Source organism: Streptomyces sp. NPDC053541, assembly GCF_044544705.1.
Taxonomy (GTDB): Bacteria; Actinomycetota; Actinomycetes; order Streptomycetales; family Streptomycetaceae; genus Streptomyces.
In genome coordinates, this window is the sequence record NZ_JBITXM010000002.1 from 197972 (window position 1) to 212439 (window position 14468).

A 14468-nucleotide genomic window follows, 5' to 3' on the forward strand; every position below is an offset into this window, starting at 1 on the left:
GGTCAGCCCCGTGGTGACCAGGGCCCGGCGAGCAGGTGTCCTGCCTGGCCGAGCTGGCAGGCGGTCACGCGGACCACACCTGGGAAAACCGGATGAGTGAACTGATTCGCCCGGACGTCCTGATCCTGGACGACTTCGCGATTTACGCGGGGGCAACGAGGGGGTGTCCAGTTTCCGGAACAGGCGTGGGTGGTCGGGGTGGGATCAGCGCTTGATGCGCCCTCGGATGGCGAGGACTGCGAGGGCGAGGAGGGTGGGCTCGAGGATGCGGGAGGTCATCTCGATGTAGGCGCCGGCAGTGGTGAGGTCTTGTCCGCTGGAGCGGAACACCACGGAGTTGAGCGTGATGCTCAGGGCCTTGTCGAAGCGTTTGCTGGTGAACCTGTCTTTTGTGGGGTTCTTCGGGTCCTGTTTGTCGATAGTGAAGGTGACGCTACCTCCGCCAGGCGGGACAACGCCGGTGACTTCTTGTTTCGGGGAGGAGGCTGGCAGGCCGAAGGCCATCAGCAGCACGATCGTGACGAGCATGGCAGCGGCGAGCCAGCCCAGGGCGCGGGCGGCGCGCAAGCCGTAGCCGGACAACAGCCAGTAGGCCCACAGCAGGCCGCGTTCCGTCTTTGGGGTGCCCGTCCTGTCGTGGCGGCGCATCTCGCACTCGCCGTAGTAGAAGTCCGCGGCGCCGGGCTCGTTCTTGCCGTCCTCGAACGACTTGCGGATCTGGCGGTACAGGGCGACGACATCGTCGGGGTCAGGGGTGTGTGTGGGGTCCGGGTGGTGCGGGCCGGTCCGCCACCGGTCGGCGGGCGGCTCGGCGCCCGCAGGCAGGGCAGGTTGGCCGACGGTCTGCGCGCGCCAGTGGTGTTCCTCGGCCAGGGCGCGCCGACGTGTCCACCTCAGGGGAATTATGCCCCGGCGGTGCCAGCCGATGGGTGTGGGTGCGATGGTGGTGCGGCCTTCCAGGCGGAGCTGGTCGAGGTGGAAGGCCCCGGAGAACAGGCAGTCGGAAAGGTCCGTGTCGGTCAGGACCAAGTGCGCGGCGTCCACTCCCTGCACCGAGGTCACCCGTACCCCTTCAAGGCTGGTCAGCAGGCTCTCGTCCACAGCCGTGCCGCTGGTGGTGAAGGGGGCGGGGTGGGCGGTGACCGCTACGGGAGCCGCCAGCACCGCGTAGCCGAGATCTACCGAGGCCCGCCGCACCCTCACTGTGGCCGTCGACTCCCACCGTGTCCGAACAAAGGACACGTGACGCGCCGCGATCTCCAGCGTCAGGGGCACTCCGAACAAGGCCCCCGACAGGTCCACTGTTCCCGCACATGCGACCGGCCCCAACCACGAAGCCACCAAGAACTGTGCGCCGTCGAACTGGGCGTCGCCAGTGAACGCGGCCCCGTCGAATCGGACGTCGCCAGTGAACTCGGTCCCGTTGAACAGGGCATTCCCTGTGAACTCGGCCTCGTCGAAGGCGGCGGTTCCGGTGAACTGAGCCTTGCTGAACTTGGCAGTCTCGGAAAACTGGACTTCCGCGAACAGCGCGGTGCCTGCGAACTGAGCCAAGGCGAAATGGGCACTGCTGGTGAAGTGCGCCCAGGGGAATCGGGCACTTCCGGTGAACTGCGCCCTGTTGAACCGGGTCTCGCCCATGAACTGGACCCCGTCGAACCAGGCGACGCCGGTGAACTGCGCCTTCGCGAACCAGGCGGCATCGGAGAATCGCGCCCCGCCGAACCGTGCGGCTTGGGTGAACCTCGCCCCGTCGAAACGAGCGGCGTGGATGAACCTCGCCCCGGCAAACCAGGCGGTGCCGGTGAACTGCGCGTCGTTGAACGAGGCATCGCCGGTGAACTGCGCTGCGTCGAACCTGGCGTGGCCGAGGTGGGGGTGTGTGGTGGTTGGGTCGGAAAGGGCGGTCAGTAGCCGGTCCAGGAGGTCTTCGGTGAAGGGGGTGCCGCGGTGGTCGACGTCTGCGCCCGGGGTCAGCCTCGCCAGGTATGCAGTGCGGTCGGTGTCGGTCAGGTGGGCGAGGCAGGCGTTGTGGCCGGGGACGTGGATGCCGCGACAGCCAACGGGATCGGCGGCCGGGTCGGCCCCGTGGGCGCAGTACGGCCAGGACGGCGCCGCCGGCTCAGGCGGGGGTGTGCTCATGGTGGAACGGCTCCAGGAAGAAGGGTTGTGTTGGCGGTCAGTTCGCTCCGGACCGCCGCGCGTCAACAACGGCGATCATCGCGCAGGCCGCACAGGAGTTTCCTGACTTCGACGACGCCATCATGAAAGCTCTGCCGTTGAGCTGGACCAGATGCCCCGCCACGAGTGGTGGCGGGGCATCGGGCCGGGGTCAGCGGTGTCGACTGCGCTCTTCGGGCCTCATGGCCACTGGTGTGGCCGGAGGGTGTGGCGTGGCGGACATGGCCGAGGTGCTGCTGGTGGTGCTTCGGCTGTGAGCGGCTTGGGTCCGCCGGTTCGGTTGAGCGGTGATGCGCCAGTTGAGGACCTCGGCGGGGTGCTCGGCGCTGTCGAGTTCCCGCTGGGTGCCCACTTCGGCCAGGAGGCGTCGGGGGTTGTGGCCGGCGGTCTCGGCGTGGGCGAGGGTGGTGGTCAGGGCGGTCCAAGTGGGGTCGGCGAGGATCTGGTCGGCGTGGTCGGGGAGGGCCGCGCGCACGTCCTGCTCGAAGCGGCGGGCGGTCGGAGCTCGTGGTGCGCGGCGGGTCAGGTCAGCCAGGACGGGTGTGGCGGCCTGCTGGTAGCCCGCCTGGAGGTGGCGGAGGGCTTCTTCGGCTGCGGCTGCTTGCTGTTCGTGGCCGCGTTGGGCGTGCCAGTGGGCGGCGGCGCGGGCCAGGTGCACGGTGGCGAAGAGCAGGGCGATGGCGAGTCCGCCGGGCTCGTTGGAGGCGTAGGCGAGTTCCTTGGCGGCCTTGCGCAGGGCGGTGGCGGCCTGGTGGTCGGCGCGGGTGGCGGAGCGGCGGGCGCGGTTGAACGCCATCGCCGCCGCCTGTAGTTCCGCTCGGTGTGGGCCGGTCGTGGCGCCGGCGATGTTGTACAGGGCATCGCCGAAGGCGGCCAGGTGGCCCTGGGCGGCGGCATCGTCACCGGAGTCGAGGACGGCGCGTGCCGCGTGGATAGCGGTGGTGGTGTGGCGCCATGGGCCGGCGGGGTCCATCACGTACCGGTGGTGGTCGGCCACATCCTGGTCGGGGAGGCGTTCGCGTAGGCGATTGATGGAGAGGTCGGGGGCTAGTTTGGAGCCGCCGTACCAGACGGGTTCGCCGGCCGCGTTGGTGTCGCCGGGGGCGGCGAGGCTGTAGCCGATCACGTCGCCTGTCTCGGGGCCGAGGCGTGTCTTGACCTTGATGCCGAGGGACTGCAGCACGGTGAAGTAGTCGGCTTCGTTGTGTACGGCGGCGGCGACCGCGTACGCCTGCTCGCGCAGCCAGTGCCGTGCCGTGACCGTCTGGCCCTGGCGCTCGGCCTTGGCGCGTTCGGCGCCGGTGGGGGTGCGGGGCGCGGTGAGGTCGCCGGACTTCAGGCGGCGCAGGCCGAACTCGGCCTCGATCTTGCGGCACTCGGCTTGGGCCCGCTGTCCGTCGCGGTTGATGCGCGGGCGGCGCCCGTCGGCGCGGACGGTGGTGGCCATGATGTGAATGTGGTCGTCGGCGTGGCGCACCGCGATCCACCGGCATGCCTTCTCGTCGCCTTCGGGGGCGATGCCGGTGACGTGAACGATGCGGCGGGCGACCTCGGCCCACTCGGTGTCGGTGAGGTAGCGGTCGCCGGGCGCGGTGCGGACCGGGCAGTGCCAGACGTGCTGAGATGGTTTCTTGCCGCCCAGCTCGCGGGTGCGCAGGTCGACATGGTGGTCGAGGCGCTTGGCGAGCTGGGTGTAGGTGGCTGCCGCGTCGCGGCCGGGGTCGGGGGCGCCGGCCATGTCCCAGGCGGCGACGATGTGAGGGTCGGTGTGTTCGTCGCGGCGGCCGGGGCCGAAGAGGTAGACGATCAGTCCGCGGGTGTCGGAGCCGGTGGAGACGTCAGGAACCATGGGTGGTGCCTTCCGTCAGGAGCTGGTCGATCAGTCGGTGGCTGTTCTCGGCGGCTTGCTCGACGCGGTCCAGCACGGCCTCGGCACGCTCGGGCACTGTTCCTCGGTGGATTGCTGCGGTGATCTGGTTGAGGTTGCCGCCGATGCGCTTCAGCGCGACCGTCTGTGCCTCGACGGCCTCGATCAGGGGGCGGACCGGGTCGTCCTCCGGGCTGCCGACCAGCCCCGCCTTGCCGAGGGCGACGGCGAGGGCGGCGTCGCCGACGAACCCGGCGAACTTCTGGCCGCGCTGGTGAGCGGCGGCGCTGATCACGCCGACCGCTGTCCGCGTGAAGCGGATGGTCTTCTCCTGGTCGCGCTTCTCCACCGTGCGCTTGCGGTTCATCAGCGCAGGCAGGGCGGGGGCGTCGAGATCTCGCCAGGAGAGCTGCTCGACGGGCGGTTGGACGTCGGTCGGCGGCTCGGTGCGGAGGGCAGCGGCGTCGGCTATGCCCTCCTCCGACTCGGGCGCCCCCTGGCGCTCGGCCTCCTCCTCCGCCACCCCTGGGGCGGGGGCAAGCGCGGACGAAGCCTCGTTAGAGGCTCGTTCGCTCCAGCTTGCTGCTGATCGGCGGGTCAGGCCGAAGAATCCCTTGCGGCGGCGGGTGGGGGAGTTGTCGGTGCTTGTTTCGGGCATGGTGGTGCTCCGGTGGTCGTGTGGGCTGGGGCTTCGTCACGTCCGTTGCATCCGTCCCGTAGCTGGTCAGGACAGGTACGGAGGCGGTCGCAGGTACGGAGTGATCCGTATCGGCAAGGAACTCCGTCCCCGCGCTGACCTGCGCGGGGACGGATGCGACGGATTGATACGGAGCTGGTGTCAGCGCGTGGGCTTGGGGCCGGCAAGCCCGCCGGGCGGGCCGATGGGCAGCGTGCCGGTCGGAGGGGTCGGTGGCTTGCCCGGGACTCGACGTGCGAGCGCAGCATCGCTAGCTGCGGGGGCCGGTGGGGCAGGGTCGGGGCAGTAGCGGGCCCAGGCGTCGAGGAACTGGTTGCGGGCGTACGCCTTGGCCTGCCTGCCGTTCTCGAAGCGGTGGTTGGCCGGGCTGATGCCGAAGTCGCGCAGCAGGTTGGCCAGGTGGTAGGCGTTCAGGCCCTTCGTCCCGTACTCGGCCCACGGCGCCTCGGCGTCCTGGACGAGGGCGGCGAGCAGATCGTGGCTGCGCAGCGCCTCCGTGTCGCCCTGCTGCTCGAACACGCGGCGGATGTCGCGCAGCAGCCGGGTCTTCAGCGTCGTCTGCTCGTCCTGGACCACCTCGTTCCGGGTCATCGCCAGGCAGGCGGCACGGGCCCGCGAGGGCCAGTGCCCGCCGGCCAGGTCGGCGACGATGACCAGCGGTTCCCACGTGTCGGCGGCACGATCTTCGACCGGCATCTGCGGAACCAAGCCCTCTGCGGTGCTCCGCAGCGGGGCCAGCCAGGCGGTCAGACGGTCGCGCAGCGCGTTCAGTTCCGGGACGGAATACCGCGAGCGGAACGGGGCTATGTGCTCACCCGGCCTGCGCTTCTGCATGCGGAGCACGACCGCCCGGTCCATGATCGTGTCTGGCAGGTCGCCGATCCCGGCGAGCGCCGCCATGGCGAAGGTGGGAAACGCCGTCGCCTTGTGCTCCGGTCCGGAGATTCGCCAGGCGGGCCGGTTGCGCTGGTGCCCCGCGTTCAGCAGGCCGCGCAGGTCCTCCTTGTCGCCGGCTTTGGGGCCGAAGATGGTGTCGGCCTCGTCCACCAGCAGCGTCGGCGGGTCCTCGCCGATGACGCGGAAGACCACCGCCGGCGAGGTGTTCACCGTCATCATCGGCCGGGACACAGTCTCGTGGAGCACGTCCAGGACACGGGACTTGCCGCATCCCTTGGTCGGCCCCACCACCGCCAGACGCGGCGCGTGCTGGAGTGCGGGCTGAATGTGGGAGGCCGCCACCCACAGGGTGACCGCCGTCAGGGCCTCCTCGCTCGGCAGCACCACGTAGCGGCCGATCGCGGCGCGCAGCTCGTCCAGTACGACGGTCCCGGCCTCGTCCCGGTCCGCCTTGAGACCGGCGCGCTCGCGGTCCCCAGTTCCCGGTCCGGGTTCGGGGACCGTCCCCGGAGCACCGTGATCCACCGGGACCGACGGTCCGGGTTCGCTGGCCGACCGACCGGAACTCTCCGCCCGACCCTCGGCTTGCGGACCGGGTCCATGGTCCGGGTTCCCAGTCCGGTCCGATAGGCCGCTGAGCTGCGCGTTCTCCGTCGGTCCGGGTTCCTGGTCCGAGTTGACCGGAACTTCGGTCCGGGTTTCGGTAGCCGGTTGGTCCGGTTCCGGACCGACCGGACCAGCGGCACGGTCCGGTCGGTGGCCGGTCCCCGGAGAGGTGGACCGTCCGTCCGCTCGGTCCGGACGGTGCCACGGGATGCCCTGGCCGGGAACCGCAGGGGTGGGCCAGACGACCTTGGGGGACGTGTTCGAGGTGGCGGGGGACGTAGAGTCCTCCATTGGCGTTCCTCTCAGGTGAGGGGCGGGACGGGCAAGGCCCCGCCCTCTCACCGGTTCGTTCGTTCAGGGATGGGCGACAGGCAGGGGAATCTCCGGCCCTCGGCGTTGGCGCGCCGGGGGCCGTTGCTGTGTCCGGGGTTGCTGGCGGCTCATGAGGCCAGGCCCCACTCGTCTCGGCCGTCGATCAGCGTGCGCTCGTAGCGCAGCAGCTCCGCCTCGGGGTAGAGCACCCGCTTGCCGACCTTGATGCCGCGCGGTCCCTTCTTGATCTGGCGCCAGTACCGGACGGTGCTCTCGGCTGTGCGGTAGCGCTCGGCGACTTCGGCGGTGGTCAGGTATCGCATTCATTCCCATTCGGCTAGATGGCGATTCGATCTGCATAAAGTTGTACCCCAGGGTCGGCGGTTACCCAAATCGGGAAGCTCATGTTTCAATTGGGATAGCGACGGTGACGATGGAGGTTCGATGGCAGGCGACAGGCCCGAAGGCGGCGAGGTGCCGCTGCTCTACAGCGAAGGGAACGTGGCCGCGCGTGTGGCCCTGGAGCGTGAGGTCAGAGGGTGGAGCACGACCGAGCTGGCTGATCGAGTGACCAGAGCCGGCGTGAAGATGAACCAGACGGCGGTCTGGCGTATCGAGAACGGCACGCCGCGTCGGCGCATCAATCTCGATGAGGCCCTCGCCTTCAGCCGCGTCTTCGAGCTCCCTCTTGAAGAGCTGATGTCCCCGCCCCTGGAGGGGCTCGACATCGACAGCCGGCGCCTCGTCCAAGAGGCCGTCGAAGCGTTCTACGAGGCCCGAGACGCGCGCGACCGCCTCCACCGCGCCGTGGTCGCCATCGCCGACCACATCAAGGCCCACCCCGACAGCTCGCGGGCCATCCACGAGCAGTGCCTCCGCCTCATGGGCGACGAGCGGGACGCTCGCACGCTCAGCAGCGACATCGAGGACGGCGGCCACTACTGACAACCGACATGAAGGAGAGGCCACTTGGCCAACATCCAGAAGCGCCCCAACGGCAAATGGCGGGCCCGCTACCGTGATCTCGACGGCAAGGAGCACGCCCGCCACTTCGAGCGGAAGCTCGACGCTCAGCGCTGGCTCGACGAGGTCACGGCCAGCATGGTCACCGGCCAGTACGTTGATCCTCGTGCCGGTCGCGTGACGTTCGAGAAGTACGCCGAGAAGTGGGAAGGCTCGCTCATCGCCAGCGAGGCGGGTGAGCGCATCACCGACAACGCGCTCCGGCTGCACCTCGTACCGGCACTGGGTGCCCGCTCCATGGCAGCGATACGCCGCAACGACATACAGGTGCTCTTCAAGCACCTGTCCGACCAGCTCGGTCCCGGCAGCGTGCGCAACGTCTACGACGTCCTCGTGCGCGTCATGACCGCGGCCGTGGAGGACAAGGTCATCGCGTCCAGCCCATGCCGTCGGATCACCCTCCCGCCCACGTCGGACGAGGAGGTCACCCCGCCCACGGTCGCCCAGGTCGAGGCCATGGCCCGCGTGATGCCGCCGTACATCCGCGCGGCGATCGTCACGCTCGCCGGGTCAGGCTTGCGAATAGGCGAGTTGCTCGGCCTCAAGGTGTCGGACGTCGACTTCAAGGCCGGCACCATCCGCGTCGAGCGGCAGCGGCTCCAGTCGGGGAAGATCGGCCCGCCGAAGACCGCGAAGTCCCGGCGCACGGTCCCGGTCGGCGAGGTCGTCACCGACGCACTCCTCGCGCATCTCGCCGCACGCCCCTCCAAGGAGTGGCTGTTCACGATGGAGGAGGGGGAGCCGCTCAACTACCGGCGCTGGAAGACCGAGTGGAATTGCGCCCGCAGGGCGCTCCAGGCGGAGGAGAACGAGGCGGCCAAGAGTGAGGGCCGCAAGCCCGTCGAGCTGCCGCACATGGTCACCCACGACCTGCGGCACTTCTACGCCTCCGCGCTGATCGCCGGCGGTGCGAGCGTCAAGCAGGTGCAGTTGGTCCTCGGGCACGCGTCCGCCGTCATCACGCTGCGGATCTACGCGCACCTGTGGCCGGGGGAAGAAGACCGCACCCGGGCCGTCATGGACGCCGTGCTCGGCGGCCTGCGGACCGGGTGCGGACAGGTAGGCGACATGGCCCGCGAAACCGCAGGTCAGAACGCCTAACCAGAGATCAAGCCTTCTTCGTCTCCCAGAAGATGCGGTCGATCTCGGCGATGAGCTCCAGCGCCTTCTCGCCCGTCTTCGGGTCCGTCGAGGCCTTGGCCGCCGACAGGGCCTTCAGGGTGTCGTTCACGAGCTGGTTGAGCTCGGGGTACTTCTCGAAGTGCGGGGCCTTGAAGTAGTCGCTCCACAGCACCGAGACGTGGTGCTTGGCCAGCTCGGCGCGCTGCTCCTTGATGACCGTGGCGCGGGCGCGGAAGTGCGGGTCCTCGTTCGCCTGGTACTTCTCCTGGACGGCCTTGACGGACTCGGCCTCGATGCGGGCCTGGGCCGGGTCGTACACGCCGCAGGGGAGGTCGCAGTGGGCGCTGACCTTGACCTTGGGGGCAAACAGGCGGGAGAGCATGCTGCTGTCCTTCCTCGTGATCGTCTTCTCAGGTGGGACATTACTCGGTGAGAAGCGTGTTTTCGCGAGCGCCCCCTGGGGCTTAGGACAAAAGTCCAGGGTCACCATGGGACTCGTGGACGATCGGACCGGGAGGTGCCGGATGGTGGAATCGGGGCGCGAGCCGGGGCGGGAGCCCGGGGCCCCGTTCGGGATCGCCGAGGTGACGGGGGTGTCGATGGTGCCCACGCTGCTCCACGGCGATCAGCTGTTCGTGCATTACGGGGCGCGGCTGCGGCCCGGGAACGTGGCCGTGCTGCGGCATCCGCTCCAGCAGGACCTGCTCATCGTGAAGCGGCTGATCGAGCGGCGCGCGGGCGGCTGGTGGGTGCTGGGGGACAACCCGGACGCCGAGGGCGACAGCCGGGTGTTCGGGACCGTACCGGACCCGCTGGTGCTCGGGCGGGTGCGGGCGCGGTACCGGCCCGTCACCCCCGGGCGTCAGCGTTCGCTCGGTGTGGCGCTCTCCTGGCTGTTCTCCGCCGTCAGGCCGGTGCGCTCGGCGTCCAGGGCCTCCTGGCGCTTGCGGGCCCGGTAGGCGGCCACGTTGGCGCGGGTCGCGCAGCGGTCGGAGCAGTAGCGGCGGGAGCGGTTGGTGGAGGTGTCCAGGTAGGCGTTGCGGCAGGGCGCGGCCTGGCACAGGCCCAGGCGGTCGGCACCGAACTCGGTGAGGTGGAAGGCCAGCCCCATGGCGGCGATGGCGGCGTAGCCCGCGGTCGCGTTCGACGGGTGATCGGCGAGGTGCATGTGCCACCTGGGCCGGCCCTCCTCGTCGAGGTAGTCGTGGCCGGAGATCTGGGGGCTGACCGGGAACTCCAGGAGGAGCGAGTTCAGCAGGTCCACCGCCCCGGTGTGGTCCCCCTCGTCGGCCGCGGTGAAGACCGCCCGCAGCCGGGTGCGTACGGACCGGAAGCGGGTCACGTCGGCGTCGGTGGCCCGCCGGGCCATCTGGGACGCGGCGCCGAAGAGGTCGCGGACCGCCTCGACCGAGGTGAGGGAGTCCTTGTTGCGGGCCGGCTCCTCGGTGTTGACCAGACGTACGGCGTAGTCCGAGTAATAGGCCAGTTCCACTTGTAGTCCTTACTCCGGCGGGCTAGGGTCGGGACGGGGAAGGGTAAGCGACGCCTTCCCTTCGAGGGTATTACGAAGAGGGTGGAGGCAGAGCCATGACGGACGCCACGACCGGAACCGAAGCGGCCGGAACCGACGCGACCGGGACCGACTGGGCGGCCTGGCAGCGCAGCTGGGACCGTCAGCAGGAGTGGTACATGCCCGACCGCGAGGACCGGTTCCGGGTGATGCTCGACATGGTCGAGGCGCTCGTGGGACCGGAGCCCCGCGTGCTCGACCTCGCCTGTGGTACGGGAAGTATCACGGACCGGCTGCTCCGGCGGTTCCCGAACGCCACCAGCACCGGGGTCGACCTCGACCCGGCGCTCCTCGCCATCGCCGCCGGCACCTTCGCCGGCGACGCCCGGGTCACCCTCGTGACCGCCGACCTCAAGGACCCCGCCTGGACCGAGGCGCTGCCGTACGACACGTACGACGCCGTCCTCACCGCCACCGCACTCCACTGGCTGCACAGCGAGCCCCTGGCCGCCCTCTACGGGCAGCTCGCCGGGCTGGTCCGGGACGGCGGCGTCCTCATGAACGCCGACCACATGATCGACCCCGACACGCCCCGCATCAACGCCGCCGAGCGCGCCCGCCGGCACGCCCGGATGGACCGCGAGAAGGCCGCCGGGGTGCTCGACTGGGCCGACTGGTGGGCGCTCGCCGCCAAGGACCCGGTCCTCGCCGGGCCCACCGCCCGCCGCTTCGAGATCTACGGCGAGCACGCCGACGGCGACATGCCCGCGCCCCGCTGGCACGCCGAGGCCCTGCGCGCGGCCGGCTTCGGCGAGGCCCGCACCGTCTGGGCCTCGCCCTCGGACACGCTGCTGCTGGCCGTGAAGTAGGGCCGCCCCGGCCCCTGGGCCCCGGCGACCGGCTCCCCGGACGGCGGCCACCGGCCCCTGGGCCCCGGCGACCGGCTCCCCGGACGGTGGAAAGGGGCGGTACGGGCTCGCGCCCGTACCGCCCCTTTCCGTGCGCCCGTGTCCGCGCCTACAGCACCTTGGACAGGAACGCCTTCGTCCGGTCGTGCTGCGGGTTCGTCAGGACGTCGCGCGGGTTGCCGGACTCGACCACCACGCCGCCGTCCATGAAGACCAGCGAGTCGCCGACCTCCCGGGCGAAGCCCATCTCGTGCGTGACGACGACCATCGTCATGCCAGACTCGGCCAGGTCGCGCATGACGTCGAGGACGTCACCCACGAGCTCCGGGTCGAGCGCCGAGGTCGGCTCGTCGAAGAGCATCAGCTTCGGCTCCATCGCCAGCGCGCGGGCGATGGCCACGCGCTGCTGCTGGCCGCCGGAGAGCTGCGAGGGGTAGTTCCCCATCCGGTCCCGCAGGCCCACCCGGTCGAGCAGGCGCTCGGCGCGCTCGCGGGCCACCGCCTTGGACTCGCCCTTCACCTGGACCGGCGCCTCCATGACGTTGGCCAGGGCCGTCATGTGCGGGAACAGGTTGAAGCGCTGGAACACCATGCCGATGTCACGGCGCTGGACCGCGACCTCGCTGTCTTTGAGCTCGTAGAGCTTGTCGCCCTTCTGGCGGTAGCCCACCAGCTCGCCGTCGACCGAGAGCCGGCCGCCGTCGATGCGCTCCAGGTGGTTGATGCAGCGCAGGAAGGTGGACTTGCCGGAGCCGGACGGGCCGACCAGGCAGAAGACCTCTCCGTTGCGCACCTCCAAGTCGATGCCGCGCAGGATGTGGGCCGCGCCGTAGGACTTGTGGACGCCCTCCGCCTTGACCATGAGCTGACCGGTCATGCCGTTGCCTCCGGGGAACGCTTGAAGGTGGCGAGGTTCGTCTTGACGCGCTGCCACGGGGTGGGCGGCAGGTTACGGGTCGAACCGCGGGAGAAACGGCGCTCCAGGTAGTACTGGCCGACGCTGAACACGCTGGTCAGCGCCAGGTACCAGATCGAGGCCACGAAGAGCATCTCCATCACGGCGCCGGCCGTGTTGCCGATGTTCGAGGAGGCCCGCAGGAGCTCGGTGTACTGCACGGCCGAGACCAGCGACGAGGTCTTGAGCATGTTGATGAACTCGTTGCCCGTCGGCGGCACGATCACGCGCATGGCCTGCGGCAGCACGACCCGCCACATGGTCTTCGTCTGCGACATGCCCAGCGCGTGCGCCGCCTCGGTCTGGCCCTCGTCGACCGACTGGATGCCGGCCCGGACGATCTCCGCCATGTAGGCGCCCTCGTTGAGGCCGAGGCCGAGCAGCGCCACCATGAACGGCGTCATGACGTCGACGGTCTCGTTCTTGTAGATCGGCCCGAGGTTGATGTACTCGAAGATCAGCGACAGGTTGAACCACACCAGCAGCTGCACGTACACCGGCGTGCCGCGGAAGAACCAGATGTACAGCCACGCGACCGCGCCGGTGACCGGGTTCTTCGACAGGCGCATCACCGCGAAGAGGATGCCGAGGACGAGGCCCAGCGCCATGGAGGCGACGCTGATGATCACGGTGTTGACCAGGCCGTCGATGACGGACGAGTCGAACAGCTTGTCCCACACCGTGTCCCAGATGATGTTGCCCTGGGAGAACGCGTAGACCAGCCAGCCCAGCAGCGCGACGACCACGACGGCGCTGACCCAGCGCCCGTAGTGCCGCACCGGGATGGCCTTGATCGCCTCGTACGGGACGCCCGAGGGGCCGGAGCCGGCCGGACGGGCGTCCGACGGCTCCTTGGAGATCTTGTCAGTCACGACGACTGCCCTTCAGTGGAACGAGGAGGTCACTTGCCGGCGTTGATGGTGGCCGACTTCACGGCGCTGCCCTCGACGTTCCACTTCTTCAGGGCCTCGGCGTAGGACCCGTCCTTGATGATCGCGTCCAGGGCCTCCTTGACGGCGTCGCGCAGCTGCGTCTTGTCCTTGGACACGCCGATGCCGAAGAGGCCGACGTCGCTCTGGCTGCCGACGACCTCGAAGTCCTTGCCGCCGCCCGAGGTCTTCGCGATGTAGGCGGCGACCGGGTAGTCGTTGAGGTCGGCCACGGCGCCGCCGGCCTTGACGCGGGTCTGCGCCTCGGCGTCGGTGTCGAAGGCCTGGATGGTCAGCTTGTTGGCGCCGCACTTGGTCGCCTGCGCCTTGAAGGTGTCCTCGTAGATCGTGCCGCGCTGCACGGCCACGGTCTTGCCGCACAGGTCGTCGAGGGAGTTGACGCCCTGCGGGTTGCCCTTCTTGACCAGCAGGGAGACGCCGGAGCTGAAGTAGTCGACGAAGTCGATGCCCTTGCCGATCTTCTTGCCGTTGTCGTCCAGGCCCTCCTGACGCTTCTTGTTGTCCGTCATGGACGACATGATCAGGTCCTGGCGGCCGGTGTAGATCGAGGTGATGAGGCCGTCGAAGGTGCCCGAGGTGAACTCGAACTTCACGCCGAGCTGCTTGCTCAGGGCCTCGGCGATGTCGGGGTCGACGCCGACGATCTTGCCGCCCTCGGTGAACTCCATCGGCGCGTACGAGGCGTCGGTGCCGACCTTGATGACGCCGGCCTTCTGGATGTCGGCCGGGAGCTTCGAGAAGAGGGGGGCCTTGCTCGCGGCGGGGGCGCTGGAGCCGCCCGTCTGGGAGGCGCCGCCGTCATTGGTCTGGTCGCCGCAGGCGGTCAGCAGCATCGAGCCGGCGACCGCGATGGCGGCGACCGCGGCAAGACGGGACGTGCGGGTCTTGGCGGCGGTCGTACAGCGCGTGGAGCGTGCGGTCATGGTCGGGTTCCTCCGGCGTGTGAGGGAGTTGCCTTAGGCCGCGCACGCACCTTCGAGTGCCGCGACCTCGTGTGATTACGGCATCTTGCCATTCGGACTGCCTCAAACAGGCGGCCACGGATGTCAAAATCGGATAACGGGTCGTGGCCGAATCGCGCCGACCAGTCCTCGCAAGGCAAAACCTTCTGCGGGGAGGTGGGTCGCCCACCGTAAAATCTTCGGTTCATCTCGCCATTCGGACGACAGGAACGCCGCCATTCGGGTCCTGGGGCGATCTGTCCGGACATCGGGTGACGAGTCGTCGCCTGTCCCTGCTCCGTACGGGCCCGGTCGCGCTCGGTATGAGTCGCGTCACCGAGGCGGTATCGACTCGTCTCCGGACCCGTCCGTCCGGTAAGAAGGATCCTTACACCCCTCATCCGGGGCTCAGGGCGCGTTGTGCGGCGCGCCCGCGCGGCTGCCAGACACGGCGGCCGCGGGACCCGCCCACCCCTCCTCAACAAGGAGTGGCCACCCT

Annotated in this window: 14 protein-coding genes; 4 read left to right on the top strand and 10 right to left on the bottom strand. The window is 69.6% G+C overall.

Features of this window, described 5'->3' with window-relative positions; all coding sequences use genetic code 11:
• Positions 1–204: 204 nt before the first annotated feature.
• The 5 genes from ACIGW2_RS05075 to ACIGW2_RS05095 all read right to left on the bottom strand — a co-directional run bounded on the left by ACIGW2_RS05075 (position 205) and on the right by ACIGW2_RS05095 (position 6883).
• The gene (locus ACIGW2_RS05075) at positions 205–2142 is read right to left on the bottom strand and encodes a pentapeptide repeat-containing protein (RefSeq protein WP_399841157.1); all 1938 of its coding nucleotides are present in this window, start codon (positions 2140–2142) and stop codon (positions 205–207) included.
• Positions 2143–2332: 190 nt separating this feature from the next.
• On the bottom strand, positions 2333–4030 hold the full coding sequence (locus tag ACIGW2_RS05080) for a relaxase/mobilization nuclease domain-containing protein (RefSeq protein ID WP_399841159.1): 1698 nt from the start codon (positions 4028–4030) through the stop codon (positions 2333–2335).
• Positions 4020–4571 (bottom strand): hypothetical protein, encoded by a 552-nt coding sequence (locus tag ACIGW2_RS05085; protein ID WP_399841161.1) that lies wholly within the window; start codon positions 4569–4571, stop codon positions 4020–4022. Before ACIGW2_RS05085 ends, ACIGW2_RS05080 begins: the two co-directional genes overlap by 11 nt.
• A gap of 315 nt (positions 4572–4886) precedes the next feature.
• A complete protein-coding gene (locus ACIGW2_RS05090; RefSeq protein WP_399841164.1) occupies positions 4887–6167 on the bottom strand; it encodes a DUF3631 domain-containing protein in 1281 nt (426 codons plus the stop codon).
• A 521-nt stretch (positions 6168–6688) separates the two neighbouring features.
• Positions 6689–6883, bottom strand: coding sequence for an AlpA family transcriptional regulator (locus tag ACIGW2_RS05095; protein ID WP_030207232.1), 195 nt, complete (start codon positions 6881–6883; stop codon positions 6689–6691).
• Between the two features lie 121 nt (positions 6884–7004).
• Between ACIGW2_RS05095 and ACIGW2_RS05100 the strand changes: the two genes are divergently transcribed.
• Positions 7005–7505 (top strand): helix-turn-helix transcriptional regulator, encoded by a 501-nt coding sequence (locus ACIGW2_RS05100; RefSeq protein WP_362427413.1) that lies wholly within the window; start codon positions 7005–7007, stop codon positions 7503–7505.
• Between the two features lie 24 nt (positions 7506–7529).
• Complete coding sequence (locus ACIGW2_RS05105; protein WP_399841168.1) at positions 7530–8684, top strand: tyrosine-type recombinase/integrase; 1155 nt, start codon at positions 7530–7532, stop codon at positions 8682–8684.
• A gap of 7 nt (positions 8685–8691) precedes the next feature.
• On the opposite strand, the gene sodN is transcribed toward ACIGW2_RS05105, so the two are convergent.
• Positions 8692–9087 (bottom strand): superoxide dismutase, Ni, encoded by a 396-nt coding sequence (gene sodN / locus ACIGW2_RS05110; RefSeq protein WP_030207400.1) that lies wholly within the window; start codon positions 9085–9087, stop codon positions 8692–8694.
• Positions 9088–9229: 142 nt separating this feature from the next.
• Here sodN and sodX point away from each other — a divergent pair, with 142 nt between their 5' ends.
• The gene (gene sodX, locus ACIGW2_RS05115; protein ID WP_391652486.1) at positions 9230–9664 is read left to right on the top strand and encodes a nickel-type superoxide dismutase maturation protease; all 435 of its coding nucleotides are present in this window, start codon (positions 9230–9232) and stop codon (positions 9662–9664) included.
• Here the strand turns inward: sodX and ACIGW2_RS05120 are convergent.
• Positions 9568–10197 carry a CGNR zinc finger domain-containing protein gene (locus ACIGW2_RS05120; RefSeq protein ID WP_361579362.1) on the bottom strand — a complete coding sequence of 210 codons (630 nt, stop codon included), beginning with the start codon at positions 10195–10197 and terminating at the stop codon, positions 9568–9570. The two genes, sodX and ACIGW2_RS05120, sit on opposite strands and share 97 nt — an antisense overlap.
• Positions 10198–10292: 95 nt before the next feature.
• Between ACIGW2_RS05120 and ACIGW2_RS05125 the strand changes: the two genes are divergently transcribed.
• Positions 10293–11084, top strand: coding sequence for a class I SAM-dependent methyltransferase (locus ACIGW2_RS05125; RefSeq protein WP_391652487.1), 792 nt, complete (start codon positions 10293–10295; stop codon positions 11082–11084).
• A gap of 148 nt (positions 11085–11232) precedes the next feature.
• On the opposite strand, the gene ACIGW2_RS05130 is transcribed toward ACIGW2_RS05125, so the two are convergent.
• The 3 genes from ACIGW2_RS05130 to ACIGW2_RS05140 are packed head-to-tail and all read right to left on the bottom strand — an operon-like array spanning position 11233 to position 13951.
• A complete protein-coding gene (locus ACIGW2_RS05130) occupies positions 11233–12000 on the bottom strand; it encodes an amino acid ABC transporter ATP-binding protein (RefSeq protein WP_356069910.1) in 768 nt (255 codons plus the stop codon).
• The gene (locus ACIGW2_RS05135) at positions 11997–12950 is read right to left on the bottom strand and encodes an amino acid ABC transporter permease (RefSeq protein ID WP_361579367.1); all 954 of its coding nucleotides are present in this window, start codon (positions 12948–12950) and stop codon (positions 11997–11999) included. Before ACIGW2_RS05135 ends, ACIGW2_RS05130 begins: the two co-directional genes overlap by 4 nt.
• Before the next feature lie 29 nt (positions 12951–12979).
• On the bottom strand, positions 12980–13951 hold the full coding sequence (locus tag ACIGW2_RS05140) for an ABC transporter substrate-binding protein (RefSeq protein ID WP_361579369.1): 972 nt from the start codon (positions 13949–13951) through the stop codon (positions 12980–12982).
• Positions 13952–14468: the final 517 nt, after the last annotated feature.

Coding starts and splice junctions, on each gene's coding strand:
- ACIGW2_RS05075 (WP_399841157.1), bottom strand. CDS start 2,142: ATGAGCACACCCCCGCCTGAGCCGGCGGCGCCGTCCTGGCCGTACTGC.
- ACIGW2_RS05080 (WP_399841159.1), bottom strand. CDS start 4,030: ATGGTTCCTGACGTCTCCACCGGCTCCGACACCCGCGGACTGATCGTC.
- ACIGW2_RS05095 (WP_030207232.1), bottom strand. CDS start 6,883: ATGCGATACCTGACCACCGCCGAAGTCGCCGAGCGCTACCGCACAGCC.
- ACIGW2_RS05100 (WP_362427413.1), top strand. CDS start 7,005: ATGGCAGGCGACAGGCCCGAAGGCGGCGAGGTGCCGCTGCTCTACAGC.
- sodN (WP_030207400.1), bottom strand. CDS start 9,087: ATGCTCTCCCGCCTGTTTGCCCCCAAGGTCAAGGTCAGCGCCCACTGC.
- sodX (WP_391652486.1), top strand. CDS start 9,230: ATGGTGGAATCGGGGCGCGAGCCGGGGCGGGAGCCCGGGGCCCCGTTC.
- ACIGW2_RS05125 (WP_391652487.1), top strand. CDS start 10,293: ATGACGGACGCCACGACCGGAACCGAAGCGGCCGGAACCGACGCGACC.
- ACIGW2_RS05130 (WP_356069910.1), bottom strand. CDS start 12,000: ATGACCGGTCAGCTCATGGTCAAGGCGGAGGGCGTCCACAAGTCCTAC.
- ACIGW2_RS05140 (WP_361579369.1), bottom strand. CDS start 13,951: ATGACCGCACGCTCCACGCGCTGTACGACCGCCGCCAAGACCCGCACG.